Genomic DNA, 24,874 nt, shown 5'->3' with positions numbered 1-24,874 from the left:
GGAAAAGAAATAAAGAAAAACCACAGAAGAACTGCGTTTTTTACAGGATTTCTCTACTTTTCCTCCGAAAGTATTGATTATGAATGTTTTTGGCAGGTCTCCTGACTTTCGCATTTTTTGCACCTTCTCATCTTTTCAAATAAGATAATGGCTTTTTTTGCAAAAAATTCCTTCGATTTTCACCGAAGCACGATTTACAGTTGCGGGGACAGTTTCGGATTTTCACCGAATTCCCATTTTAATTCCGACAAACATCGGAAACCAAAAGCAATGCAAATGTACATTTAAACCAGAAATTGTGAAAATTTTTGGTCTATATATTTCAAAAAAAAATAGAAAACCCTAAGGTTTTCTATTTAGATTTTATAAAAAAGAAGCATCAAACGAGAACGGAAGTAAATCTTTAATTGAATCACATTTATAAACCGCTCCATCAATTCCAGAAAAATAAATTTCTATCGGCTCATTTTGCTTCGTCTCATATTCTAGTAAACTCTGTCTGCATGCACCACAAGGTGGAGTAGCAGTAGTAAAAGTCTCTTCTCTAGAAGGTCCACCAATAACGTATAATTTTTTAATTTTTACGTTCGGATAATTGGCGCCTATATTAAAAACTGTGACTCTTTCTGCACATAAACCAGAAGGATAAGCTGCGTTTTCTTGGTTGTTACCTGTAACAATTTCTCCGTTTTCCAGAAGAACTGCGCAACCTACATTGAAATGAGAATAGGGAGCATAAGCGTTTTTTCTAGCATTGATAGCTGCTTCATGAAGGGTTTTCTCTATGTCTGAAAGTTCGTTTCTTTCTATTTGAGAAAATTTAATTCTTAATTCTTTTTCCATTTTAAAAAAATCGGAGAGTAAAATTACAAAAATTTTGTGAAACCAAAGAATTAATCGTGATTTTCTGCGTAAAAATGATAAATTTGGGCTCAAATTAATTTTATAAATATGAAACTTTTTACCCCAATTAAGTTTAGAAATTTAGAAATAAAAAACAGAGTAGTCATGGCGCCTATGTGTATGTATTCTGCAGAAAATGGCGTAGTGAATAATTTTCATTTAGTACATTATGCAACTCGCGCTTTTGGCGGAGTAGGATTAATCATTGCAGAAGCTACTGGTGTAGTTCCAGAAGGTAGAATTACGGATAAATGTGCCGGAATTTGGAATGATGAACAAGCTGAAGCATGGAAAAAAATCGTAGAATTCATCCATCAAAATACAGAAACCAAAATCGGGATTCAATTAGGTCATGCTGGTAGAAAAGCTTCTACTTGGAATGGCAAACAAACTTCTTTAGAGGAAAACGGTTGGATTACGGTTGCACCTTCAGAAATTCCTTATCTAGAAGGTGAAAGAACACCTCATGCTTTAACAAAATCTGAAATTTCAGAATTGGTAAACGCTTTCAAAGAAGCTGCAGTAAGAAGTGTGAAAGCAGGTTTTGATGTGATTGAAATTCATGCTGCACATGGTTATCTTATTTCTCAGTTTTTATCTCCTTTAAGTAATGTGAGAACAGATGAATACGGTGGAAGTTTAGAAAACCGAGCGAGAATTTTACTAGAAATTGTAGAGGCTGTGAATGAAGTTCTCAACGAAAATGTTCCTTTGTTTGTAAGAATTTCTGCAACAGAATACGCTGAAAACGGTTGGAATGTAGAGGATTCTGTAGCGCTTTCTAAAATCTTAAAAGAAAAAGGTGTAGATTTAATTGATGTTTCTAGCGGTGGAAATATTTCTGGTGCTAAAATCAATGTTTTTTCTGGTTATCAAGTCCCTTTTTCTCATCAAATCAAACAAGAAGCAGAAGTGAAAACTGGTGCAGTTGGCTTAATTACCAATGCAACTCAAGCCGAAGAAATTTTGCAAAAAGATGAAGCAGATGTAATTTTGTTAGCAAGAGAACTTCTGAGAAATCCATATTTTGTAGCAAAAAGTTCTTGGGAAAATAATGAATTAAGTTTCTTCCCTCCACAATATGAAAGAGGTAAACCTTAAAATAAAAATGGTTCCTATATTTTAGGAACCATTTTTTTATGCTTAAATGTTTTCTTTATAATCGGAAACCGAAATTTTCTTTTTGGCTAAAAGTTTCAGTAAAAAATAACCAGAAAATCCAGAAATAGCAGAAGCTACCAGAATGGCAAATTTGGCTTCGTCTTGTATTTCGGTGTGTCCTTTGTAAGAAAGCAACGCGATGAAAATAGACATGGTAAAACCAATTCCTGCCAATAAACCGGCACCAATCATTTGAGACCAATTGCTTTTTTTAGGTAAATCACTTAGCTTTAATTTGATGGCAATGAAGGAAAAAAGATTGATTCCTACTACCTTTCCTAGAACTAAACCTAGAATAATTCCGTAGCCGAAATTGCTAAATAATCCCTCTATCATTCCGCTTTTAAACTGAATATTAGTATTCGCTAATGCAAAAATCGGCATGATGAAATAATTAACAGGTAAGTGTAATTTTTCTTCTAATTTTTCTAAAGGCGAGATTTCTGTAGTGCTTTCATTTGTAGGAATGGTAAATGCCAATAAAACTCCTGCAATGGTAGCATGGATACCACTGTGATGCATAAAATGCCATAAAAACAATCCTGGAATGATGTAGAAAATATGCTTTTTAACTTTGAAATAATTTAAAAGAATTAAAAGGAGTAAAATGGCACCACTCAAAGCTAAATAAGTGAATTCTAATTTCTCTGTATAAAAAATCGCAATCACAACAATTGCTCCTAAATCGTCTACAATAGCTAATGCAGTAAGGAAAATTTTAACAGAAGCTGGAACTCTTTTCCCCAGCATAGAAATAATGGCGAGAGAAAACGCAATATCTGTTGCCATAGGAATTCCCCATCCATTTTGGTATTCTGTTCCGTAATTAAAAAATACGAAGATTAATGCAGGAACCAGCATTCCGCCAATCGCTGCAAAAATAGGAAGAGAAGCGTTTTTAAGACTAGAAAGTTCTCCTTCTATGAGTTCACGTTTAATTTCTAAACCCACCAATAAGAAGAAAATTGCCATTAAACCATCATTAATCCAAAGACTTGTAGAATAAGGTCCAATTGGATAATCTAATACATTTTGAAAATCATCTCCTAAGCTAGAGTTGGCAATCATTAATGAAACGATGACACAGATAATCAATAAATTCCCTGAAGATTGAGCTATTTGGAAAAATTTTCTAAAATAATTGGTAATCAGCATATTTACAGTCTTTTTACTTGGGTTACACTCAGTACATTTCTGAGTTGTTTTAGTGTTTCTTCTAGTTGGCTTTTGTTTTTAACTTCTAGTGTGATGGTTCCTAAGAAAATACCGTCATTACTTTCGATAGAAATACTTTTCATGTCAATATTCATGGCATTACTTATCACTTCAGTAATGTCATTAACCAATCCTTTTCTGTCAATGCCTTCGATTTCTATTCTTACTCTGCTGCTGTAACGTTGTTCATTAACCCATTTTGCAGGCATTACTCTATAATCGTAATTTGCTCTAAGGTTAATTGCGTTCGGACAATTGTCATTATGAACTTTAATTCCGTCTGAAATCGTGATAAATCCAAAAATTTTATCACCTGGAATTACGGTACAACATTTGGCAAAGCTGTAATTCAGTTTTTCTTCATCTTTACCGAAAACGATTAAGTCTAAATCTGTGGTTGGACTTTCTTCGTAAGCAGTATTGATGTTGGGTGATTTTCTAAATCTCTGGAAGAAATTTTTCAGAGCACTTTTAGAATCGGCATATTTTTTTAAATCTGTGGTATCATAAGTGCCATCGTAGAATTTTAGAAATAAATCTTGAGAGGTTTTATGATTGAAAAATTTCTGAATATTATTCACTTCTTCCTCAGAAAAAGTAAGTTTTGCGTGTCTTAATTTTCTTTGGAAAATTTCTTTTCCTTCTGCAACTTGACCGTTTTTTTCGGAGTTAAGCGCGGCTTTAATTCTAGATTTTGCTTTTGAAGTGATGACGATATCTAGCCAATCTTGCTTTGGTTTTTGATTTTGAGAAGAAAGAATGTCTATTTGGTCGCCGTTTTGTAAAACGTAAGAAATAGGAACCAGTTTTCCATTGATTTTTGCGCCTAAACATTTCATTCCCAAATCGGTGTGAACTGAAAACGCAAAATCCAGAGCAGTAGAACCAACTGGTAAAATTTTAATTTCTCCTTTTGGTGTGAAAACAAAAACTTCTTTGGAATAAAGGTTAAGTTTGATATTATCCAAAAGTTCAGTGGTAGAAAGGTTTTGCTGTTGTTCGATGACTTCTCTAATCTGAGAAACCCATTGTTCAAAATTCTTATCGTCACTGCTTTGTTTGAAGCCTTCTTTGTATTTATAATGCGCTGCAACACCCTTTTCGGCGATTTCGTCCATTCTTTCAGAACGAATTTGAACTTCAATCCATTTTTTGTCAGGGCCTAGAACCGTTAAGTGTAAACTTTCGTAACCTGTGGAACGAGGATTGGTAATCCAGTCGCGCATTCTTTGTGGGTTACTGTGGTATAAATCGGTAACGATGGAATAGATTTTCCAAGCGATGAATTTTTCGTTTTTAGCGTCTGATTTATAAATAATTCTAATCGCGTAATTGTCAAAAACCTCTTCAAAAGGTACGTTTTGCTTCAGCATTTTTCTATAAATAGAATTGATGGCTTTTGCTCTTCCTTTGATGGTAAAATTAAGATGCTCTTCTTTAAGTTGCTCCGAAACTTCTTTTTTGAACTCTTCTACATATTTCTCGCGAGTATCTTTGGCAAGTTCTAATTTATTAGCAATGTCGTAATAAACATCTGGATTGTTGTATTTTAAAGATAAATCTTCAAGTTCTGATTTTATGTTATAAAGTCCTAATCTGTGAGCAAGAGGAGCGTAAATGTAAACCGTTTCTGAGGCAATTTTCTTTTGTTTGTCATCTCTCATGCTTTCAAGCGTTCTCATATTGTGCAATCTGTCTGCAATTTTGATGAGAATCACGCGGAAATCTTCAGAAAGCGTTAAAAGTAATTTTCTATAATTTTCAGACTGAACCGAAATGTTTTGATGGTTCATTACTGAAATTTTTGTCAGTCCGTTAACGATATCTGCTATTTTTTGACCAAAAATTTTCTTGATGTCTTCATAAGTATATTCAGAATCTTCTATCACGTCATGAAGCAATGCGCAAGCTATAGAAGTGGCTCCTAAACCTATTTCATTGGCAACAATTTTTGCCACTTCGATAGGGTGATAGATGTAAGGTTCGCCCGTTTTTCTTCTTTGGTCTTTGTGAGCGTCTAAAGCAATATCAAATGCTTTCCTGATGAGTTTATTCTGTTCTTCATCAAGAGTTCTGTATGTATTAGAGATTAAATCTTTATAGCGATACTGAATTTCTTTATTTTCTTTTTCTAAATCATAAACCATCTTTGAGCCTCTTTAATATTACGAAAATACAAAAAAAAGCTTTATGATAAAAGCTTTACCGCAATTCGCAAAAAGAAAACCCGAAAATAAATTTCGGGCTTCGTATGAAAAATTAATTTGATATGAAAAATTATGTGTTTGAACTTACTTCAGAATTTATTCCTGTGCTCATTTCAGAATGAGAAGTTTTAATTTCTGGCATCGCGTAAATAAGCGCTTTTGCTTTTAGGGCAACTACTTTTTTAATGTAATCTAAATCTACTGCTTCTGCAAAATCTACTTCTGGTAATTCATAAGTATTGACCACTTTGTTTTCTCTGAAAGCGTCTTTTGCCAATTGTAATTCAGTGTCATTATTAATAGCCACACTAGTAATCAAAGAATCTACAGCAGTAGCTTCTTGGTCTATGTCATTAGTGAAAAGTTTGCTCCAAAAAGATTTTTCTACTGGTTTACTTTGGGTAAGGTAAACAATGTAATCAGAATCTTTGAAACCTTTTTTTTCTAAACTTTCAGAAACTGCTTTTGCTTGATCTTGGCTTCCGAAGAGCCCTACAATTGTGTATGACATAATTTTAAAAATTTTAGTCGGTTAATTATGATACAAATATATATTAAATAAATGATAATAAAATGTTAAAAAATAAAAATTTAATATAAAATTGATAAAAATCATCAAATATTTTATTAATTAAATAATTGTTTAATAAATTGACATTGCTAATAAATCATCTATTTATTTGTTTTTTTAATTTTTTAGGAAGAAGTAATCCATTTTATTTTCTTTATATTTGAAAAAACAATTATTCTTTATGAAGAAATTTTTTGCTTTTATAACGGTTTTTTGCTTGCAAATATTTTATTCACAGTCGGTTACACAGAATTTAGATAAAGCAGTTCAGTCACTTTTGGCGTCTTCTCCTATGTATTCTGGGAATCTTTCTTTTTATGTAGCAGATGAAAGCGGAAACTTTGTTTATGAATATAAAGGAAACAAAGGATTGTCTACCGCTTCTACCATGAAAATCTTTACAGCTGCAGCGGCTTTGGAAACTTTAGGAAAGAATTATCAATACAAAACTCAAATAGCCTTCGATAAAAATCTGTATATTTTTTCTAATGGAGATCCTACTTTGGGAAGTTGGCGTTATGATGGTTATAAACCAGAACATTTTATTTCAAAAATTATAGAAACGCTCAAGTCTAGAAATATCAAAGAAATTCCTGGAGATTTAGTGATAGATGACACGTACTTTGATTTTCAAAAAATTCCTGGTGGATGGCCTTATAATGATATTGGGAATTATTATGGAGCTGGAGTTTGGGGTGTAAATTGGCGAGAAAACCAATTTGATATCAATACTTTTGGTAAAGATTTTAAAAATTTCAATATCAATTTAGAAGGTGTACATTTTGTGAATGATGCAAGAACGGAAGGAACTTCGGACAGAAGCATTATTTTTACGACTCCTTATAATGATGTGGCGCATGTAACGGGAACGCTTCCTGCAAAAAATATAACGATTTCTGGAGCGACACCTAATCCACCAAAACAATTGGCGCTAGAAATTGTGGCAGAATTAAAGAAACAAAATATCGCTTTTAACGGAAAAATCATCATCAATTCTGAACGATTGATTGAAGGTCAAAATCCTTTAGTATTTCCAAAAAATAAAGTGATTTTAGAATATTTATCGCCTACTTTAGATAAAATGGTTTTTTGGTTTCTGAAAAAAAGTATCAATTTCTACGGTGAAACTTTCGTGAAAACTATGGCTAAAGAAAAAACAGGAAATTCTTCTTTTGAAAGTGGAATGAAATATCTTAAAAATTTCTGGAAACAGCGTGGAATAGATGAGAGAATGATTAATTTTGTAGATGGAAGTGGATTGTCTCCGCAAAATTATGCTTCAACAAGGGCCGAAGTTTTAGCTTTGATTTGGGCTAAAAAACAACCTTGGTTTGCTGAATATTTTGAAGGATTTCCGGTGCAAGGAAATGGCATGAAAATGAAAAGTGGCAGTATAAAAGATTGTAGAGCTTTTGCAGGTTATCATACTTCTAAATCTGGTCAAAAATATGTTTTTGCAATTATTATGAATAATTATCAGGCCAATGATTTGAGTGATGCGCTGTATAAAGTTTTGAATCACTTGAAATAATTCAAAAAAATAGATTTTAAATTATAAATTCTTGAGAAACAACTTTATTTCTAAGATAAACAACTGGTTTGTGTTTGTGCTATTAACGATAATAGTTGCAGGATTGGCTGTTTCTTCTAATTTCTTAATCAATCATCTTAGAAAAAAAGAAACCGACAGAATAAAATCGCTTGCTACTGCTGTAAAATATCTTCAAGACAATAATGTAGACTCTCGATTGAATGACTTGTCACTCAATGTTATCGACGAAAATAAGGATATTCCTATTATTATAACTGATAAAAACAGGAATCTGATTGAAAGTAAAAACATCGACGAAGAAATCTTAAACAATCCCGAAAAACTGAAACAAAAAATCGCCGAAATGGATGATAAATATCCTCCGTTTGAGATTCAGTTGCCTAATTTTAATAACCAATTTGTGTTTTACGATAACTCAGATTTGCTCAATTATTTGCGTTATTATCCTTATGCGTTAGGTTTGTTCATTGGTTTGTATCTTCTGTTTTCTTTTTGGTTTTTGCGCACCATCAAAAAATCAGATGAATCCATGTTGTGGGCTGGTTTGGCTAAAGAAACTGCACATCAAATCGGAACTCCGCTTTCTTCTATGATTGGTTGGATAGAAGTAATGAAACTCGATGCCAATAGAAATGATGATGGTTTGCTTGAAATTAATAAAGATATCAATCGTTTAAAAACCATTTCTGAGCGTTTTTCGAAAATTGGTTCGGTTCCAGAACTGAATGACTTGAATTTAAAGGAAACGGTTCAGCAAAATTTTGATTATTTGAAATCTAGAATTTCCAGAAAAGTGAATTTTGAACTCAAAGTTCCTTCAAGAGAAATTTTGATTCCTCACAATAGAATTTTGATGAGTTGGGTGATCGAAAACCTTGTGAAAAATGCGGTAGATGCTATGAAAGGAGAGGGAAAACTGGAAATTTCTCTTTATTCAAAAAATAATTACGTTTTAATAGACGTAAAAGATTCTGGCTCTGGAATGACCAATACTCAAATGCGAAATGCTTTCAAGCCAGGTTATTCTACCAAAAAAAGAGGTTGGGGTCTTGGTTTGTCTTTAGCAAAACGTGTCATCAACGAATATCATAATGGCGACATCAAAATCGCAGAATCCGAAGTAGGAAAGGGAACAACGTTTAGAATTGTGCTGAAAGGATAAGGATTTTTGTTTCGAGTTTCGCGTTCCGAGTTTATTGTATTAATTTATAATTCCGTAGGAATTGAAGGTTTGTAGAGAATTTGCAAAAAAGAAAATAAGTTCGGCTCCGTTAGGAGCCGAAGGTTTTTTATCTATGAATATAAAATTTAAAATGATATTCTTTACAACTATTATTTTGAATAAATTTCAAAGATTTATTATCAATATAAAATTTAGAATTTTTAAAATTTTTGTAAACTTTAGTTATGCTTTTTGGTTTGCAATTTTTTATTGTTGTTTGTAATTCAATTGCAGGTTTTATAACGATATTTTTGTCAATATTAGATTCTTCTTTACAAGGTTGATTGAATTCTGTAACATATATACATTCTTTGTTATATAAAAAAGAATTTAGAATTAACAGATTTTCTTCAATTTGCCATGTTCCTCTCGAAAAACTATTTGTCAAATGATTAGATTCTGAATATCTAAAAGTATTATCTGGAAATATTTCAAGATTAGTTTTCGAATATGGGATTCCATCTATTATCCAATTCCCAATTATTTTATTTTTAAGCTTAAATTCATCATTTTTTTTATTGCAGCTAAAAATTGCAACTACAAATATTAACATTAACAGCTTATTCATAAAAATTATTATTTTTGAATCTTATATCTTCACAAAATTCACATAGTAATTATCATTAAACTTTACGTCTTTTTTGTCTTTCAGTTTAATAGTTTGCCAATCATTTGTTGGTTTAATCGTGGTTTTGTCGTCAATTCTAATAGGTAAATTAAAACCATCAACAGCATTTTTCCAATGAAATTTCAAAGTTTTTCCACTTTGTGAATATTCTAAAATAGGGATTTTTGTAGTTCTTAAATATTGATTGAAAACAGTGGAGAAATCAATACCAGATTTTGAAGAAATATAATCTTCAACTTGCTTTGTGGTAACAGTTTGATGGTAGAAATCCTTGTTTAATCCACGCAAAATTTGTCTGAATTTTTCATCATCATTTATTGCAGTTCTAATCGTGTGAAGCATATTAGCAGCTTTGTAATACATATCGCTGCTTCCTTCGTTTCTTACTCCGTATTTTCCGATAATAGGTTTGTCGTTTTCAATATTTTGACGGATTCCTTTAATGTACAATTCTGCTTTTTCTTTGTTCAAATAATTTTGAGTAAAAAGCGTTTCTGAGTAACAAGTAAAACCTTCATGAATCCACATGTCAGCTTGATCTTTTGCAGTGATGTTGTTCGCAAACCATTCGTGACCAGATTCATGAATAATGATGAAATCCCATTCTAAACCAACACCAGTTCCTGATAAATCTCTACCAAGATAACCATTTAAATAATGATTTCCGTAAGCTACATTAGACTGATGTTCCATTCCTAAATAAGGCGTTTCTACCAATTTATAACCGTCTTCGTAGAAAGGATAAGCTCCAAACCAATATTCAAACGCTTGAAGCATTGGTTTTACTTGCTTAAATTGCTTTTTGGCTTTATCTAGATTGTAAGAAAGTACATAATAATCGCAATCTAATTTACCTTTTTCTCCATCATAAATTTCAGAAAAATGTTCAAATTTCCCAATGGTAGGAACAATGCTGTAAAGATTGATAGGGTTTTTGACTTCCCAAGTGAAAATATTTTTGCCTTTTTCTACGGTTTGAGAGATTAATTTACCGTTTCCAACTCCTGTTAAATCTTTTGGCGTAATGATTTTCATTTCTATGCCTTCATCTGGCTCATCATTCCAAATATCTTTTGAGGGTAACCAAAGACTTGTTCCGTCTCCTTCTTGCGCTACAGAAATCCAAGGATTTTCTTGTTCATCTTTAGTGAAAACCCAACCACCATCCCAAGGTGCTTTTTTTGCGATTCTAGGATTCCCGAAATATTCTAAAATCATGTAAAAACGTTCTCCTTTTTTAAAACTTTGTTGAGTTTCTATAAAAATGAAATCGTCTTCAGTTTTTACTTGGGTATAGTTAAAATTTCCCATGAAATTTTTAGAATTCATAGGCTTTTGAAGGTCTAATTGAAACGTAGGGTTTTCTACATCTTTGGTAATTTCAAAGAAAATGGTGTTTTTCCCGCTGACCGATTGATCCTGAATATTAGGTTCTACAGTGAATTCATATTTTTTGACGTCCCAAAAATTTCTAAACGCCGTATCAGAACCTTTTAAAGTATCTTTTTTGGTGAATGTTTGTGCAAAAGTGATTTGACTAAAAACTAAAAGAAATAAACCGATTTTTTTCATGAATAAAATATTTTCAGTGTCTAAAAATAACAAAAACCACGCAAAGAAGCGTGGTTTAGTGTATAAATTTATTAAATTTTTCTAGTATCTAAGATCTAAGATCTAAAATCTAGCATCTAACATACTATTTTCTTACAAAAGCAGCTACATCTTCTGCTGTTACAGGATTTCCGCCCAAAATGATTAAACGCTCTACTACGTTTCTCAGCTCACGAATGTTTCCTGTCCAAGAGAAATTTTGAAGTGCTTTTATCGCTTTATCATCAAATTTTCTAACTGCATTTCCTTGTTCATCTGCAATGATTTGAGCAAAATGTTCCACCAAAAGCGGAATATCTTCCTTTCTAGCATCTAATGGTGGTACATAAATTTCTATCACAGAAAGTCTGTGATATAAATCTTCTCTAAATTTTCCGTCTTCTATTTCTTTTTGTAGATTTTTATTGGTTGCTGCAACTACTCTTACATCTACTTTTATTTCTTTGTCACTTCCCACCGGTGAAACTCTGCTTTCCTGAAGCGCACGAAGAACTTTAGCTTGTGCTACCAAACTCATGTCGCCAATTTCGTCTAAGAAAATTGTTCCTCCGTTTGCTAATTCAAATTTACCTTGTTTGTCTTTTATTGCACCCGTAAATGAACCTTTTACGTGACCGAAAAGTTCAGATTCTATTAATTCTGATGGAATTGCCGCACAGTTTACCTCAATCATTGGTCCTCTGCTTCTTTCACTTTGTGCATGAATAGAATGTGCTACCAATTCTTTACCAGCACCATTTGGACCTGTAATCAAAACTCTGGCATCTGTAGCAGCTACTTTTTCAATCATATTTTGAATTTTAGAAAGCGCTTCAGAAGTACCAATCATTTGGTATTTTTTGTTGACTTTTTTCTTGAGTTGAGTATTCTCTTTTTGAAGAACTTTAGTAGTTTGAACCAAATTTTTACGGTCAAGAGCATTTCTTACGCTGGTAATCAATCTATTAATATCAATAGGTTTTGAAATAAAATCGTAAGCGCCATCTCTTAAAGAATTTACAGCAGTATCAATATCAGCATGGCCAGAAATCATGACAAAAGTAGTGTCTGGTTTTAATTGAAGTGCTTGTTTCAAAAGTTCTGTACCAGAAAGTTTTGGCATTTTTATATCTGAAATCACCAATGCAAAATCATCTTTTTCGATGAGTTTGTAGGCTTCTAAACCATCTTCTGCAACCAAAACTTCGTAATTGGTTAATTCATCTGATAAAATACTGTGGAGTACACCAGAAATTGCTTTTTCGTCTTCTACGATTAATACTTTTTGCATAAGGCAAATTTAACAAATAATATTGGAATTTAATTTTATAGAATTTTACATAAAGTTTTCCAAATTTTATACCAAGATTAATAATTTCTCACTCCAAAAATAGCAGAACCTATTCTTACAGAAGTAGAACCACATTCTATTGCAAGTGAAAAATCGTCACTCATTCCCATAGAAAGTGTTTCGAGTTTTTTGAAGGTAGAAAGTTCATCGAATAAAGATTTTAGAACTAAAAACTCAGATTTTACTTGATTTTTATTATCTGTGAATGTTGCCATTCCCATCAAACCAAGAATTTCAATATTTGGGTATTTTTGTTCTAAATAATTGCTAAAAATTTCTTTGGCTTCAGCGATTTCAAGACCATATTTGGTTTCTTCTTCGGCGATTTTTACTTGAAGTAAAACTTTTATTATTCTATTGTTTTTTGTTGCTTCTTTGTTGATTTCTAATAATAATTTTTCAGAATCTACACTTTGTATGGTATCAATAAAAGGAGCAATATATTTTACTTTATTGGTTTGTAAATGACCAATTAAATGCCATTGAATATCAGCTGGAAGTTCATTTACTTTGGTTAAAAGCTCTTGTACTTTATTTTCTCCAAAAACACGTTGACCGCAATCATAAACTTCTTTAATTTTTTCAATAGGATGAAATTTAGAAACGGCTACTAATTCTACGTTTTCTGGAATTTGGGCTTTTATTTTATGGTAATTTTCTTGAATAGACATGATTTTGAATTTCTTTTTCAAATTTATGAAGAAAATTTTGGTTTAGAAAATTATATATCGTAATATTGCAATATGAAAATATAAAAATATGGGAATTTCTAAAACTGAACATTTTACAGAAGAACAAAATGAAGTGGCAAAATTAATGAAAGCGCTTTCTCATCCTGCAAGAATTGCAATTGTAGAATATTTACTTTCTGTGGATACTTGTATTTGTAATGATATTGTTGAGGAAGTGAAACTAGCGCAACCAACTGTTTCTCAGCACCTTAAAGAACTGAAAAACGCAGGAATTATACAGGGGGAAATAGATGGAAAAGCGATTTGCTATTGCATTAATCCTGAAACTTTGAAGAAAATGGAGCATTTTATTTCTGAAATTTTCAGAAAAATAGAAAAACAGAAATCTTGCTGTTAAAGTTCTTTCAAAAACGAAAACGGAACTAGCCCTGATTGAGCGGTATGTTTGAGCTCTTTTTATTTTTTCATTCTGAGCGGAGTCGAAGAATCTAAAAATAAAAAAGCGAGTAGCGAAAGCAGGAAATAGCTTCAAAAAAAATATCTAAAATTTATCATTTATCATTTAAAATTTAAAATTTAAAAAAATGAATTCTAACGAAGAAATTAAAGAAATGGTAAAGCAAAAATATGCAGAAATCGCTTTACAAAACCAAGATACTAACGCTTCATCTTGCTGTGGAAGCGGTGGTTGCAGTACAGAAGTGTACAATATTATGACGGATGATTATGACCATTTAGAAGGTTATAATCCAGATGCAGACCTTAAATTAGGTTGTGGTTTGCCAACAGAATTTGCCAAAATTAAAAAAGGCGATTACGTAGTAGATTTAGGAAGTGGAGCAGGAAACGATTGTTTCGTAGCGCGTGCAGAAACTGGCGAATCTGGAAAAGTGGTGGGAATAGATTTCACTCCTGAAATGATAGAAAAAGCAAGAAATAATGCAGATAAATTAGGTTTCAATAATGTAGAATTCCGTTTGGGAGACATCGAAAATATTCCTTTGATGAGCAATGTTGCCGATGTTGTAGTGAGTAATTGCGTAATGAATTTGGTTCCTAACAAACCGAAAGCTTTTGCAGAAGTTCAAAGAATTTTGAAACCAACTGGTCATTTTTCGATTTCGGATATTGTTTTGGTGGGAGATTTACCAGAAAAAATTAAAAATGCTGCAGAAATGTATGCTGGTTGTGTTGCTTCGGCAATTCAAATGGAAGATTATTTGAAAATTATCGAAAATTCTGGTTTCAAAAACATTACTTTACAGAAGAAAAAACCGATTATCGTTCCAGATGATATTCTGAAAAATTATCTGAACGAAGAAGAAATTCAACAATATAAAGATTCTACCACCAGAATTTACAGCATCACGGTTTACGCAGAAAAACTAGTGGGTTGTTGTACTCCAAATTCTGGTTGTTGTTAAAAAATTTAAAACATGGAGTTTGATAAAAAGCAACATTGGGAAAATGTTTTCGCCACCAAAAGCGAAACAGAAGTAAGTTGGTATCAAGAAAAACCTGAAACTTCTCTACAATTTTTTGAAAGAAATAACATTCAAAAAACTGCCAAGATTTTAGAAATTGGTGGCGGTGATAGTTATTTGATTGACAATCTTTTAGAGCAAGGTTATGAAAGTCTTACTTTACTTGATATTTCAGAAAATGCAATAGAAAGAATCAAGAAAAGATTGGGCGAAAAAGCAGAAAAAGTACGTTTTGTAGTGTCTGATATTTTAGATTTTTCTTCAATAGAAAAGTTTGACGTGATACATGACAGAGCAAGTTTTCATTTTTTGACCAAAGAAGAAGATATTCAAAAATATGCTACTTTGTTGAGTGATATTTTAGAACGAAACGGACTCTATTTTGTGGGAACTTTTTCAGAATCAGGACCTCTAAAATGTAGTGGTTTAGAAATTACGCAATACAGCAAAGAGAAATTCTTGAAAATTTTCGGAAATGATTTTTCGCTTTTAAATAGTTTTGAAGAAGCACATAAAACACCTTTTGAAACTACTCAAAACTTTATTTTCTGTGAATTCCGAAAGAAATAAGTAGTTTTTTATCCAAATTAAAATTATGAACTTAAAAATTAGAGAAATAATTGCTCAACTTTCCACGGAAAGGATTTCGGAGGAACGAAAAATAATCCTTCAACCTTTAATTGAATTTATCTCTTCTAAAATATCTAAAAATGAAGAAGTTAGATTAAATTTTATTTGTACTCATAATTCCAGAAGGAGTCATCTTTCACAGATTTGGGCACAAACAATGGCGAATTTTTATCACATTGAAAATGTTTTTTGCTATTCTGGTGGAACAGAAGCGACAGCCATGTTTCCGAAAGTCGTAGAAACGCTTGCAAATCAAGGTTTTGAAATTTTAAAATTATCAGAAACTGAGAATCCTGTTTATGCTGTAAAATTTGCCGAAAATGAACATGCGGTGATTTGTTTTTCTAAAAAATATGATGATGATTTTAACCCGAAGTCAGCATTTGCCGCCATTCTCACGTGTGATTCTGCAGACGAAAATTGTCCAATTGTTTACGGAGCAGAAGCTAGAATTCCAATAAAATACGAAGATCCTAAAAAATCTGATGGAACGCCTGAAATGAACGAAACATATTTCAACATAAGTTTAGAAATCGCTACAGAAATGAAATTTATTTTTGAAAATATAAGAAAATCATAAATCAAACTCATAAAATTAGCATGAAACCCAAACTAAAATTTCTCGACAGATTTTTAACATTATGGATTTTTTCAGCAATGATTTTTGGAGTTTTGCTCGGAAAATTTATTCCAGCAATTCCAGAAACCATCAATCAATTTTCTAGTGGAACCACTAATATTCCATTAGCGATTGGTTTGATTCTGATGATGTTTCCACCGTTAGCTAAAGTAGATTATAGTCTTTTACCTATGGCTTTTAAAGACCGTAAAACGATGGGAGTTTCTTTGTTTCTTAATTGGATTATTGGTCCGATTTTGATGTTTGTTTTGGCTATTATTTTCCTAAAAGACGAACCCAATTATATGGTCGGGCTGATTTTAATTGGTTTGGCAAGATGTATCGCAATGGTTATTGTTTGGAATGATTTGGCTTCTGGAAATCGTGAATATGCTGCAATGTTGGTGGCGTTAAATAGCATTTTTCAAGTGTTTACGTACAGTTTTTACGCTTGGTTATTTATTAATTTTTTACCGCAATATTTAGGTTTTGGAGATTTTGAAATCTCAGTTCCCATGAAAGATGTAGCGATAAGTGTTGCCATTTATTTGGGAATTCCTTTTGTTGCAGGATTTTTGACGAGATATTTCTTGATTCAGCAAAAAGGAAAAGAGTGGTATAATAGAGTTTTCGTTCCGAAAATTTCGCCAATTACGTTATATGCATTGCTGTTTACGATTGTGGTGATGTTCAGTTTAAAAGGCGACAAAATTATAGAATTACCTTTTGATGTGCTTAAAATAGCGATTCCATTGGTGATTTATTTTGTTTTGATGTTTTTCACCAGTTTCTTTATCAATCGTAAATTAGGAATAGATTATGATAAAAATGCATCGGTTTCTTTCACCGCCACTGGAAATAATTTTGAACTCGCGATTGCTGTTGCCATTGCCGTTTTTGGGATTCATTCCAAAGAAGCTTTTGCAGGAGTAATTGGTCCACTCATAGAAGTACCAGTGCTTATTTTATTGGTGAAAGCAAGTCTTTGGTTAAAGAAAAAATTGTATTTTTAACAAAAACTAATAAATGATACATTTCGAGGAGAATTCTTCTATTTATTTTAAACGAAATAAAGATTATATTTTAAAAATTAAAGAGCAATTAAAAGATTTTAAATTAGAAGGAGAGTGTAATAGTTTTGGTTATAATATAGTGGCCAGAAATAATGATTATACACAAGCTAATTTTTCATTCATAAAAACTCATTTCACAAGTAAAGGCACTAATACTCATCATAATTATTGTATTACGATTAACTTTCATTTGATCAATAATAGAATTCAAATTCATATTGAAAAATCAAAATTGAAAAGATTCCTAATGTCTTCTGACTTGAAAAAGCAATTTGATACTCCATATTTTGTGAAATTTCAAAATTTTTCTGAGCAAAAAATTGCAGAAATTTTTAATTTTATGAAAAAGGAAAACATTGCTTCAGTTTCAGTTAAAAGAGGAAATGTAGAAATTGAAATTTTCCAGAAAAAAGAAAATCCGTTGGAGATTTTAGAGTTTTTTCAATCAAAATTAATATAAAAGTCTCTCTCTCAAAATTTTCATTCCTTCTGTTGCAGATGTTTTCAAGAAATTTTCATGTTTGGTGAACTGGTTTTCTAAATGTGGATCAATCACAAAAATTTCACAATTCTTAGGAACGTAATGTATCAATCCAGCAGCTGGATAAACTTGCAAAGAAGTTCCTATCACGATAAATATATCCGCTTCAGAAGCGATTTCTGCCGCATTTTCCATTTCTGGAACCATTTCACCGAACCAAACAATATGCGGACGAAGTTGGTTTCCCAATTCATCTAAATCACCTAAATTACAGTCATTTTCCCAATCATAAATTTTGGTTTCATCATTTACCGAACGTACTTTTTTCAATTCTCCATGTAAATGAATGACTTTTTTAGAACCCGCTCTTTCGTGCAAATCATCTACATTTTGAGTGATGATGTGTACGTCAAAATGTTGTTCTAAATCTGCAAGAATTTCGTGAGCGAGATTGGGTTTTACTTCTTTCAGTTGTCTTCGTCTCAAATTGTAAAAATCTAAAACCAATTGCGGATTTCTGGCAAAACCTTCTGGCGAAGCCACATCTTCTATTCTGTGATTTTCCCAAAGTCCGTTAGAATCTCTAAAAGTAGAAATTCCGCTTTCTGCCGAAATTCCTGCACCAGATAAAACGACGAGTTTCTTTTTCATTAGTCAATTTTTTTCTTACTGAATTTCTTTCTAAATTCTAGTTTTTGAAGTTGTCTTTCGATAATTAATTTGGCAATGGTTTTTCCAGAACTGATGGTTTTGTCTTCATTTTGAAGGGCAATTTTCAGTTTTTGTTCGCTGATGTCAATTCGGTATAATAAGTTGACTAATTTATTGAAATCTTTGTCTATCAATTCATTAATATAAACGGCGAGATGATTTTCTAAATCATTTTCGGAATATTTTTCCAAAACTTCAGGAAACTCATGAGAGATGAGTTTGTTCATTAATTGCTCAGGATTATATTTTTGAATATCAGACATTTTTCTAATTTTTAAACTGTGGAACTAATCTCTGTGGATTTTTTTGCTCAAAAGTATACGCCATGTTGATGAGTTTTCCTTCGCTCCAAGCTTCTGCGTAAAACAAAATTCCAACCGGTAATCCATCAATATTTCCCATAGGAACGGTAATGCTAGGATAACCAGCAATCGCAGCAGCGCCAGAACCTTCAAAAATATAATTGTCGCCATTTACCATATCCGTTTTCCAAGCTGGACTGGTAGAAGCAGCGATAAGAGCGTCTAATTTGTACTTTTTCAATGTGGCATCAATTCCATTTTTTCGACTTCCTTCTTGAATTTCTTTTAATAATTTGGTGTAATTTTCATCTTGCATTCCTTTGGTAGCCTGCGTCATTTCAAGAAATTCTTGTTTGAAATATTTCATTTCTTCAGGATTGTTTTTGTTGAATGCAATCAATTCTTCTACCGATTTTATTTTAGCATTTGGTCCTAAAGATTTGAAATAATTATTCAGGCCATCTTTGTATTCCAAAATCATCAAATCAAAAGATTTTTCCTGAATTTCATTTGAAACGGGCTCTTCAGAAATTTCAACTAAAATAGCGCCTTCTTTCTCCAAAAATTTCAAATTTTCTTGAAATAGAGCATCTACTTTTACATTTCCACTTGATTTTTTAGAATAGCCAATTCGTTTTCCTTTTAGACCGTCTAGTTTTAAGAAAGAAGTATAATCTGTTTTTGCGATATTTTTGGAAGCTAAAGTTTGCGCATCTTTTTCGTCAACACCTGTCAAAACGCCAAGAGCAATCGCAGCGTCTTTCACCGTTCTCGTCATTGGTCCTGCTGTATCTTGCGAAACAGAAATCGGGATAATTCCGCTTCTGCTCACTAATCCAACCGTAGGTTTTAAACCTACAATTCCGTTAACGCTACTCGGACAAATAATAGAACCGTTGGTTTCCGTTCCAATCGCGAAAATTCCCAAATTTGCAGAAATGGCAGCACCTGAACCTGCACTAGAACCACAAGTATTTCTCGTTAAATCATACGGATTTTTAGTTAAACCACCATTTCCACTCCAACCAGAAACAGACATCATTCCACGGAAATTCGCCCATTCCGAAAGATTGGTTTTCCCGATGATAATGGCACCTGATTTTCTTAATTTTTCAACTAAAAATGCATCATGCAGCGGAAAAGAATCTTTCATTGCCAAAGAACCTGCTGTATTAGGCATTTTGTCTTTGGTATCAATATTATCTTTCAGCAAAACAGGAACGCCAAAAAGTGCACCTTTTCTTAATTGCAAAGGAACTTGGTCTAGACTATCTGCAATCTTCATTGCATCAGGATTTACCGTAATTACAGCATTGAGTTTTGCTCCGTTTTTGTCCACTTTTTCTATTCTTTCCAAATAAGATTTTACAACTTCTGAAATTTTATATTCTTTGTTTTGATAGCCTTTTTGAAGCTTTTCAATATCATATTCTAAGAATTTAAAATCTTTGTTGTAATCTGTATTTTGAGCTTTCATTAAGAATAATGAAGCCACAGAAAGCAGTGATAAAAGTTTTCTTTTCATTCGAGATATTATTTATCTCAAAGATACATTTTTCGTCTAAAAAATCAACTTAAATTTTCAATTTCACTTTGTTCAATCTCAGAGAATTAGCAATCACGGAAACGGAAGAAAAACTCATAGCAGCAGCAGCAAACATTGGAGACAATAAAACGCCAAAAATAGGGTAGAGTAAACCTGCAGCAATCGGAATTCCGAGTGTGTTGTAGGCAAAAGCAAAAAACAAGTTTTCTTTTACGTTTTTCATCATTTTTTCACTCAAAATTTTAGATTTTGCTACGCCAGAAATATCTCCTTTCAATAAAGTTATTTCTGCAGAATTCATCGCGATATCGGTTCCTGTTCCCATTGCAATTCCTACGTTGGCTTGTGCAAGAGCAGGAGCGTCATTGATTCCATCGCCAGTCATGGCTACAATTTTTCCTTGAGTTTGGAGGTTTTTAACCTCGTTTATTTTGTCTTGAGGAAGACAATTCGCAAAATATTTTTTGATGCCCAAATTTTCTGCAACGTGTTTTGCAGTGGCTTCATTATCGCCCGTCATCATGATAACTTCAATGCCTTTATTTTGTAAAGATTTGATGGCAGATTTTGCATTTTCTTTGATTTTATCTTTAAAGCCAAAAACAGCAACTGCTTTTCCGTCAATCGTTAAATATGAAACAGTATTGGCTTCGTTTTCTAAAATTTGTGCTTTTTGAAGTAGATTTTCAGAAATTTCAAAGTGATTTTCTTTAAGAAAATGAATATTTCCAAGGAACAATTTTTGGCCATCAATTTCTCCTAAAATTCCTCTACCTGAAATATTTTCAAAGTTTTTAACCTCTTTTAAATTGTCATTCTGAGCGGAGTCGAAGAATTTAGCTTTATTTAAAACTGCTTGTGAAAGTGGATGTTCAGAGTTTTTATTGAGAGAAGCAGCCAATTGTAATGCTTCATTTTCTGGAATATTTTCTGATAAAATTTGAGTTAAAGACGGTTTACCTTCGGTTAAAGTTCCTGTTTTATCAGTAATAATCACGTTTACTTTCTCCATTTCTTCCAAAGCTTCGGCATTTTTAATCAAAATTCCGTTTCTTGCACCTTTTCCAATTCCCACCATTACAGACATTGGCGTTGCCAAGCCAAGAGCGCAAGGACAAGCTACAATTAAAACCGCTAAAGCATTCACCAAAGCAAAAATCGCACGATTTTCTCCACCGAAAAAGTACCAGAAAATGAAAGTTAATACTGAAATAGCAATCACAACTGGAACAAAAATTTTAGAAACTTTATCTGTGAGTTTTTGGATTGGTGCTTTACTTCTGCTTGCAGAATTTACCATTTCTATAATTTGAGAAAGTAGGGTGTCTTTGCCAATTTTCTCAGTTTTCATGAGGAAAACTTGGTTTCCGTTGATGGTTCCAGAAGTTACTTTGTCGCCTAATTTTTTCTCAGCAGGAATAGGTTCTCCAGTAATCATGCTTTCGTCTATCGTGGTATTTCCTTCGATGATTTCTCCGTCAACTGGAATTTTTTCTCCTGGTTTTACTTTTAAAATATCTCCAATTTTTACTTCAGAAATCGGAATATTTTTTTCTGAATTATTTTGAATGAGATGTGCTTCTTTTGGAGACAAATTCATGAGTTCTTTGATCGCATTTCCTGTTTTTTGATGGGCTTTTGCTTCCAACATTTGTCCAAAAATCACCAAAGTTAAAATTACTGCAACTGCTTCGAAATACAGCGGAACTTCGTGATGATTTTGCATAAATTCATGCGGAATTAAACTCGGAAAAGTGAGTGCAAAAATGCTGTAAACAAAAGCTGCACTTGCTCCTAAACCAATCAGTGAAAACATATTGAGATTCCATGATTTAAAAGAAATCCAAGCTCTTTTAAATAAAAACCAACCCGTGAAAAACACGACTGGAAGGGTGAAAATTAATTGTAAAATTCCAGAAACTCTTGAACTAAAAGGAAATTCAAAAAACATTCCGCCCATTGATAATAGGAAAACGGGAAGCGTAAAAGCAACCGAAATCCAGAATTTCTTTTTCAAATTTTTATAGGTATCGTCTTCAGATTCATCATCATTTCCAGTGATTTTCACCAAATCCATACCGCAAACTGGGCAGCCTACATTTTCGGGATAGGTTTTATCTCCTTCACAAAACATCGGACAATAATATTCTCCTAATTTTTCTGAAAAAGTTTCTACATGATGCTCATGTTTGGTTTCGTGGTGATGTTGATGAATTCCTTTCTTGCGATTTTCTTCTTTTTCTTCAATAGGAACGCAGTACATATTGCAAACTGGGCAACGTTTACCTTGCACGAAATAGACTTTGTCGCCTTCGCATTCCATCGGGCAATAATAAACCGAACTTATAGAAACTCTGTCTTGAGGTGGAATAAATTCTGTAGATTTTGGTTTTTCTGGGTCTTCTAAAACGTAGTTTCCTGCATTTTTAAGCTCAGAATTAAGTTTTTCTAGGTCGATTTCTTGTTCAGAAGTGATTTCAACGAAATTTCCTGCGAGATTTACATCGGCTTTTATTCCTTCAATATTATTTAAAGCAGAAGAAATTTTTTTCTGACAGCCTTCGCAAGACATTCCCAGAACGTTATATTTTTTAGTATTCATCTTTCTTAATTTTGATACAAATTTCAAAATTAATAAAATAAAAACCATTATCAAATCTTGGCAGAATGTTATGAAATTTAGATTTTTAAGATTTTGGCAAATGAAAATTTTAAATCAAATCAATAGGACGTCTCTTTTTTTCTTTGAGTTCCTGAAATTGTGATGGCGAAAATCCTGTGATTTTTTTGAACTGTTGAGAAAGATGTTGAACTGTTTTATAACCTAGTTTGTCTGCAATCTGAGAAAGCGTGAGTTCTCGATAAATCAAAAGCTCCTTTACTTTTTCAATTTTTTGAAGAATGAAATATTGTTCTAAAGTAATGTTTTCTGTTTGTGAAAAAACCTTAGAAATACTGCTGTATTCTTTGTGGAGTTGCTCGGAAAGGTATTTAGAAAGCAAGAAATCTTCATTAATATCCAGATTTTGAACTTTTTCTAAAATCAGTTTTTTGATGTTTTCGATTTGTTTTTGTGAAGCATCTTCTAGAATTTCAAAACCTATTTTTTTTAGGTTTTCGTGGAGTTTTTCAAGCTGATTTTTTGAAATTTCTGTAGAAACATCCACCCAACCCAAATTCACTGAAACGAAATTAATTTCAGAATTTCGGAAGACGTCTTCCACTGCAGTGATACAGCGGTTACAAACCATATTTTTAATGTGAATAGTCATCATATATTCACAAAAATACAACTTTTAGAACTTGTAGTTTTCTTATCTTTGATAAAAATTAAGATTATGGATTTTTCAAAAATTATCATTGGGGTAATGCGATGGGGAATTTGGGGAGCTAATCATTCTGAAAAAGAGGTGCAAAATTTAATTGATACTTCATTGGAAGAAGGTTTGTCTACTTTTGATCACGCAGATATTTATGGTGGTTATACTACAGAAGAGTTGTTCGGAAAAGCTTTTTCTGAGATGAAAATTGAGCGTGAAAAAATTCAGTTGATTACTAAATGTGGAATTTGTATGCCTTCTGAAAAGAAGAATTTTCCGCTGAAATACTATAATTATTCTAAGGAATATATTCTAAATCAGGTAGATGAGAGTTTGAAAAATCTAAAAACAGATTATATAGATTTCTTATTGTTACACAGACCATCCCCACTCATGAATCCTGAAGAAATAGCCGCTGCATTTGGGATTTTAAGAAGTTCTGGAAAAGTGAGAGATTTCGGGGTGAGTAATTTTTCTGTGACTCAGTTTGATTTAATTTCTAAATTTTTTCCGCAATTGGTGACTAATCAAGTAGAAGTTTCTTTGACGGAAACCAAAGCTTTTTATGATGGAACGATTGATCAAATGATGATGAAAAAGTTGCAACCTATGGCTTGGAGTGTGATGGGAAGTTATTTCGCAGAAGATTCTGAAAGAACAGCGAGAATAAAGTCGGTTTTGGGTGATTTGTCAAAAAAGTATAATGCAGACGAAGCACAACTATTGGTGGCATTTCTTCTAAAACATCCTGCAAAAATTTTACCGATTATTGGAACTTCAAAAACTGAAAGTATAAAATCTCTTAAAAAATCTCTTGAAATAGATTTAACTGTAGAAGATTGGTTTACTCTTTTAGAAGCCAGTTTGGGGCATAAAGTGCCATAGAGTTAGGTAAAGGTAAAGGTAAAGGTAAAGGTAAAGGTTGAGTGGTGTTTTATAACGTGAGTTTGCGTGAGTGCGAAGCGATTTGTCTGAGCTCTCCCGAAAATCTATTTTCGGGAAGCGAGTGAGCGTAGAACGACCTATTTTACAGGGATTTAGGCTTTGGGAAATAGGGCACGCCAAAATAAAAATTGTTTATATCATTTATTGTTGTATCTTGCGAAAGATTTCTTATAAATGTTTTTCAAAATAATGTTCATTCGTTTTTTGTCATCTTTTATAATTCAATCATTTAAGACAATTTTAATTTAATTTTTTTTAACAATGAACATTTTTGTTTCAAACATCAATTACGTAACTAAAGATTATCAGTTACAAGATTTATTTTCAGAATTTGGCGAAGTTACTTCGTGCAAAATTATTACAGACAAAGAAACAGGTAGAAGTAGAGGATTCGGATTCGTAGAAATGAGTGATGAAGAAGGTCAACAAGCAGTTGAAGCTTTAAACGGTAAAGAATTTAACGGAAAAGAACTTAACGTTTCTGAAGCTAAACCAAGAGAAGAAAAACCAAGAAGAAGTTTCGATAACAACAGAGGTGGTGGTTACGGAAACAGAGGTGGTTACGGAAATAACAGAGGTGGAAACGATAGAGGTGGAAGCCGTTGGTAAACAATCTTTTTTCAAAGAAAAAAATGAAGCGACTCAGTAATGAGTCGCTTTTTTATTGGTGT

At 32.4% G+C, this 24,874-nt stretch carries 24 protein-coding genes and 1 riboswitch; of the genes, 11 read left to right on the top strand and 13 right to left on the bottom strand.

Going from position 1 to position 24,874, the window contains the following annotated elements; all coding sequences use genetic code 11:
* Nucleotides 1–74: 74 nt before the first annotated feature.
* A riboswitch (cobalamin riboswitch) is annotated at nt 75–281 on the bottom strand.
* 82 nt (nt 282–363) lie between these two features.
* Nucleotides 364–843, bottom strand: coding sequence for a cytidine deaminase (cdd, locus tag ACT53I_RS05155; protein ID WP_069798332.1), 480 nt, complete (start codon nt 841–843; stop codon nt 364–366).
* Nucleotides 844–951: 108 nt separating this feature from the next.
* Here cdd and namA point away from each other — a divergent pair, with 108 nt between their 5' ends.
* Complete coding sequence (gene namA / locus ACT53I_RS05150; protein ID WP_476078741.1) at nt 952–2,004, top strand: NADPH dehydrogenase NamA; 1,053 nt, start codon at nt 952–954, stop codon at nt 2,002–2,004.
* Nucleotides 2,005–2,046: 42 nt separating this feature from the next.
* On the opposite strand, the gene nhaA is transcribed toward namA, so the two are convergent.
* The 3 genes from nhaA to ACT53I_RS05135 form a co-directional block, all read right to left on the bottom strand.
* Nucleotides 2,047–3,219: a Na+/H+ antiporter NhaA gene (gene nhaA, locus ACT53I_RS05145; RefSeq protein ID WP_476078740.1), complete on the bottom strand. Its 1,173-nt coding sequence runs from the start codon at nt 3,217–3,219 to the stop codon at nt 2,047–2,049.
* A 2-nt stretch (nt 3,220–3,221) separates the two neighbouring features.
* Nucleotides 3,222–5,426, bottom strand: a complete 2,205-nt coding sequence (locus tag ACT53I_RS05140) for a RelA/SpoT family protein (RefSeq protein WP_104793742.1) — start codon at nt 5,424–5,426, stop codon at nt 3,222–3,224.
* 130 nt (nt 5,427–5,556) lie between these two features.
* Nucleotides 5,557–5,997: a hypothetical protein gene (locus ACT53I_RS05135; RefSeq protein ID WP_476078739.1), complete on the bottom strand. Its 441-nt coding sequence runs from the start codon at nt 5,995–5,997 to the stop codon at nt 5,557–5,559.
* 241 nt (nt 5,998–6,238) lie between these two features.
* On the opposite strand from ACT53I_RS05135, the gene dacB reads away from it, so the two are divergent.
* Both dacB and ACT53I_RS05125 read left to right on the top strand, forming a co-directional pair.
* Nucleotides 6,239–7,588 carry a D-alanyl-D-alanine carboxypeptidase/D-alanyl-D-alanine endopeptidase gene (gene dacB / locus ACT53I_RS05130; RefSeq protein ID WP_476078738.1) on the top strand — a complete coding sequence of 450 codons (1,350 nt, stop codon included), beginning with the start codon at nt 6,239–6,241 and terminating at the stop codon, nt 7,586–7,588.
* Between the two features lie 31 nt (nt 7,589–7,619).
* Nucleotides 7,620–8,771 carry a sensor histidine kinase gene (locus ACT53I_RS05125; protein WP_476078737.1) on the top strand — a complete coding sequence of 384 codons (1,152 nt, stop codon included), beginning with the start codon at nt 7,620–7,622 and terminating at the stop codon, nt 8,769–8,771.
* Nucleotides 8,772–8,898: 127 nt separating this feature from the next.
* Here ACT53I_RS05125 and ACT53I_RS05120 read toward each other — a convergent pair whose 3' ends face one another.
* The 4 genes from ACT53I_RS05120 to ACT53I_RS05105 all read right to left on the bottom strand — a co-directional run bounded on the left by ACT53I_RS05120 (nt 8,899) and on the right by ACT53I_RS05105 (nt 13,071).
* Nucleotides 8,899–9,399, bottom strand: a complete 501-nt coding sequence (locus tag ACT53I_RS05120; protein WP_476078736.1) for a hypothetical protein — start codon at nt 9,397–9,399, stop codon at nt 8,899–8,901.
* 21 nt (nt 9,400–9,420) lie between these two features.
* Nucleotides 9,421–11,031 carry a M1 family metallopeptidase gene (locus ACT53I_RS05115; protein ID WP_476078735.1) on the bottom strand — a complete coding sequence of 537 codons (1,611 nt, stop codon included), beginning with the start codon at nt 11,029–11,031 and terminating at the stop codon, nt 9,421–9,423.
* A gap of 124 nt (nt 11,032–11,155) precedes the next feature.
* Nucleotides 11,156–12,340, bottom strand: a complete 1,185-nt coding sequence (locus tag ACT53I_RS05110) for a sigma-54-dependent transcriptional regulator (RefSeq protein WP_069798348.1) — start codon at nt 12,338–12,340, stop codon at nt 11,156–11,158.
* Nucleotides 12,341–12,417: 77 nt separating this feature from the next.
* Nucleotides 12,418–13,071, bottom strand: a complete 654-nt coding sequence (locus ACT53I_RS05105; RefSeq protein WP_476078734.1) for a YggS family pyridoxal phosphate-dependent enzyme — start codon at nt 13,069–13,071, stop codon at nt 12,418–12,420.
* A gap of 88 nt (nt 13,072–13,159) precedes the next feature.
* On the opposite strand from ACT53I_RS05105, the gene ACT53I_RS05100 reads away from it, so the two are divergent.
* From ACT53I_RS05100 to ACT53I_RS05075, 6 genes are all read left to right on the top strand, one after another.
* Nucleotides 13,160–13,489, top strand: coding sequence for an ArsR/SmtB family transcription factor (locus ACT53I_RS05100; RefSeq protein WP_409622223.1), 330 nt, complete (start codon nt 13,160–13,162; stop codon nt 13,487–13,489).
* Nucleotides 13,490–13,676: 187 nt separating this feature from the next.
* Complete coding sequence (locus tag ACT53I_RS05095; protein WP_476078733.1) at nt 13,677–14,516, top strand: arsenite methyltransferase; 840 nt, start codon at nt 13,677–13,679, stop codon at nt 14,514–14,516.
* 12 nt (nt 14,517–14,528) lie between these two features.
* Nucleotides 14,529–15,146 (top strand): class I SAM-dependent methyltransferase, encoded by a 618-nt coding sequence (locus ACT53I_RS05090; protein ID WP_476078732.1) that lies wholly within the window; start codon nt 14,529–14,531, stop codon nt 15,144–15,146.
* Nucleotides 15,147–15,171: 25 nt separating this feature from the next.
* Nucleotides 15,172–15,786, top strand: coding sequence for an arsenate-mycothiol transferase ArsC (locus ACT53I_RS05085; protein WP_476078731.1), 615 nt, complete (start codon nt 15,172–15,174; stop codon nt 15,784–15,786).
* A 20-nt stretch (nt 15,787–15,806) separates the two neighbouring features.
* On the top strand, nt 15,807–16,838 hold the full coding sequence (gene arsB / locus ACT53I_RS05080) for an ACR3 family arsenite efflux transporter (RefSeq protein ID WP_476078730.1): 1,032 nt from the start codon (nt 15,807–15,809) through the stop codon (nt 16,836–16,838).
* Between the two features lie 292 nt (nt 16,839–17,130).
* The gene (locus ACT53I_RS05075) at nt 17,131–17,358 is read left to right on the top strand and encodes a hypothetical protein (RefSeq protein WP_476078729.1); all 228 of its coding nucleotides are present in this window, start codon (nt 17,131–17,133) and stop codon (nt 17,356–17,358) included.
* Here the strand turns inward: ACT53I_RS05075 and ACT53I_RS05070 are convergent.
* The 5 genes from ACT53I_RS05070 to ACT53I_RS05050 form a co-directional block, all read right to left on the bottom strand.
* On the bottom strand, nt 17,350–18,030 hold the full coding sequence (locus ACT53I_RS05070) for an SIR2 family NAD-dependent protein deacylase (protein WP_476078728.1): 681 nt from the start codon (nt 18,028–18,030) through the stop codon (nt 17,350–17,352). The two genes, ACT53I_RS05075 and ACT53I_RS05070, sit on opposite strands and share 9 nt — an antisense overlap.
* Entirely contained in the window at nt 18,030–18,353 is a 324-nt protein-coding gene (locus ACT53I_RS05065; protein ID WP_476078727.1) for a hypothetical protein, read from the bottom strand. The genes ACT53I_RS05070 and ACT53I_RS05065 overlap by 1 nt, the downstream gene beginning before the upstream one ends.
* Before the next feature lie 4 nt (nt 18,354–18,357).
* Complete coding sequence (locus ACT53I_RS05060) at nt 18,358–19,917, bottom strand: amidase (protein ID WP_476078726.1); 1,560 nt, start codon at nt 19,915–19,917, stop codon at nt 18,358–18,360.
* Between the two features lie 49 nt (nt 19,918–19,966).
* Entirely contained in the window at nt 19,967–22,540 is a 2,574-nt protein-coding gene (locus ACT53I_RS05055) for a heavy metal translocating P-type ATPase (RefSeq protein ID WP_476078725.1), read from the bottom strand.
* Between the two features lie 109 nt (nt 22,541–22,649).
* Nucleotides 22,650–23,213 (bottom strand): AraC family transcriptional regulator, encoded by a 564-nt coding sequence (locus tag ACT53I_RS05050; RefSeq protein WP_476078724.1) that lies wholly within the window; start codon nt 23,211–23,213, stop codon nt 22,650–22,652.
* 63 nt (nt 23,214–23,276) lie between these two features.
* Here ACT53I_RS05050 and ACT53I_RS05045 point away from each other — a divergent pair, with 63 nt between their 5' ends.
* Together ACT53I_RS05045 and ACT53I_RS05040 are read left to right on the top strand one after the other, a co-directional pair.
* Nucleotides 23,277–24,143: an aldo/keto reductase gene (locus ACT53I_RS05045; RefSeq protein WP_476078723.1), complete on the top strand. Its 867-nt coding sequence runs from the start codon at nt 23,277–23,279 to the stop codon at nt 24,141–24,143.
* 321 nt (nt 24,144–24,464) lie between these two features.
* On the top strand, nt 24,465–24,812 hold the full coding sequence (locus ACT53I_RS05040) for an RNA recognition motif domain-containing protein (protein WP_069798372.1): 348 nt from the start codon (nt 24,465–24,467) through the stop codon (nt 24,810–24,812).
* The last annotated feature ends 62 nt before the right edge of the window (nt 24,813–24,874 follow it).

The organism is Cloacibacterium sp. DMC96 (genome assembly GCF_056313765.1).
Note: the sequence above shows the minus strand (reverse complement) of the source record. Positions and strands in the feature narration are given on the sequence as shown.

Bases quoted from the DNA above. Each gene is read 5' to 3' on its own strand.
- cdd (WP_069798332.1), bottom strand. From the start codon at position 843: ATGGAAAAAGAATTAAGAATTAAATTTTCTCAAATAGAAAGAAACGAA.
- namA (WP_476078741.1), top strand. From the start codon at position 952: ATGAAACTTTTTACCCCAATTAAGTTTAGAAATTTAGAAATAAAAAAC.
- nhaA (WP_476078740.1), bottom strand. From the start codon at position 3,219: ATGCTGATTACCAATTATTTTAGAAAATTTTTCCAAATAGCTCAATCT.
- ACT53I_RS05140 (WP_104793742.1), bottom strand. From the start codon at position 5,426: ATGGTTTATGATTTAGAAAAAGAAAATAAAGAAATTCAGTATCGCTAT.
- ACT53I_RS05135 (WP_476078739.1), bottom strand. From the start codon at position 5,997: ATGTCATACACAATTGTAGGGCTCTTCGGAAGCCAAGATCAAGCAAAA.
- dacB (WP_476078738.1), top strand. From the start codon at position 6,239: ATGAAGAAATTTTTTGCTTTTATAACGGTTTTTTGCTTGCAAATATTT.
- ACT53I_RS05120 (WP_476078736.1), bottom strand. From the start codon at position 9,399: ATGAATAAGCTGTTAATGTTAATATTTGTAGTTGCAATTTTTAGCTGC.
- ACT53I_RS05115 (WP_476078735.1), bottom strand. From the start codon at position 11,031: ATGAAAAAAATCGGTTTATTTCTTTTAGTTTTTAGTCAAATCACTTTT.
- ACT53I_RS05110 (WP_069798348.1), bottom strand. From the start codon at position 12,340: ATGCAAAAAGTATTAATCGTAGAAGACGAAAAAGCAATTTCTGGTGTA.
- ACT53I_RS05105 (WP_476078734.1), bottom strand. From the start codon at position 13,071: ATGTCTATTCAAGAAAATTACCATAAAATAAAAGCCCAAATTCCAGAA.
- ACT53I_RS05100 (WP_409622223.1), top strand. From the start codon at position 13,160: ATGGGAATTTCTAAAACTGAACATTTTACAGAAGAACAAAATGAAGTG.
- ACT53I_RS05095 (WP_476078733.1), top strand. From the start codon at position 13,677: ATGAATTCTAACGAAGAAATTAAAGAAATGGTAAAGCAAAAATATGCA.
- ACT53I_RS05090 (WP_476078732.1), top strand. From the start codon at position 14,529: ATGGAGTTTGATAAAAAGCAACATTGGGAAAATGTTTTCGCCACCAAA.
- ACT53I_RS05085 (WP_476078731.1), top strand. From the start codon at position 15,172: ATGAACTTAAAAATTAGAGAAATAATTGCTCAACTTTCCACGGAAAGG.
- arsB (WP_476078730.1), top strand. From the start codon at position 15,807: ATGAAACCCAAACTAAAATTTCTCGACAGATTTTTAACATTATGGATT.
- ACT53I_RS05070 (WP_476078728.1), bottom strand. From the start codon at position 18,030: ATGAAAAAGAAACTCGTCGTTTTATCTGGTGCAGGAATTTCGGCAGAA.
- ACT53I_RS05065 (WP_476078727.1), bottom strand. From the start codon at position 18,353: ATGTCTGATATTCAAAAATATAATCCTGAGCAATTAATGAACAAACTC.
- ACT53I_RS05060 (WP_476078726.1), bottom strand. From the start codon at position 19,917: ATGAAAAGAAAACTTTTATCACTGCTTTCTGTGGCTTCATTATTCTTA.
- ACT53I_RS05055 (WP_476078725.1), bottom strand. From the start codon at position 22,540: ATGAATACTAAAAAATATAACGTTCTGGGAATGTCTTGCGAAGGCTGT.
- ACT53I_RS05050 (WP_476078724.1), bottom strand. From the start codon at position 23,213: ATGATGACTATTCACATTAAAAATATGGTTTGTAACCGCTGTATCACT.
- ACT53I_RS05045 (WP_476078723.1), top strand. From the start codon at position 23,277: ATGGATTTTTCAAAAATTATCATTGGGGTAATGCGATGGGGAATTTGG.
- ACT53I_RS05040 (WP_069798372.1), top strand. From the start codon at position 24,465: ATGAACATTTTTGTTTCAAACATCAATTACGTAACTAAAGATTATCAG.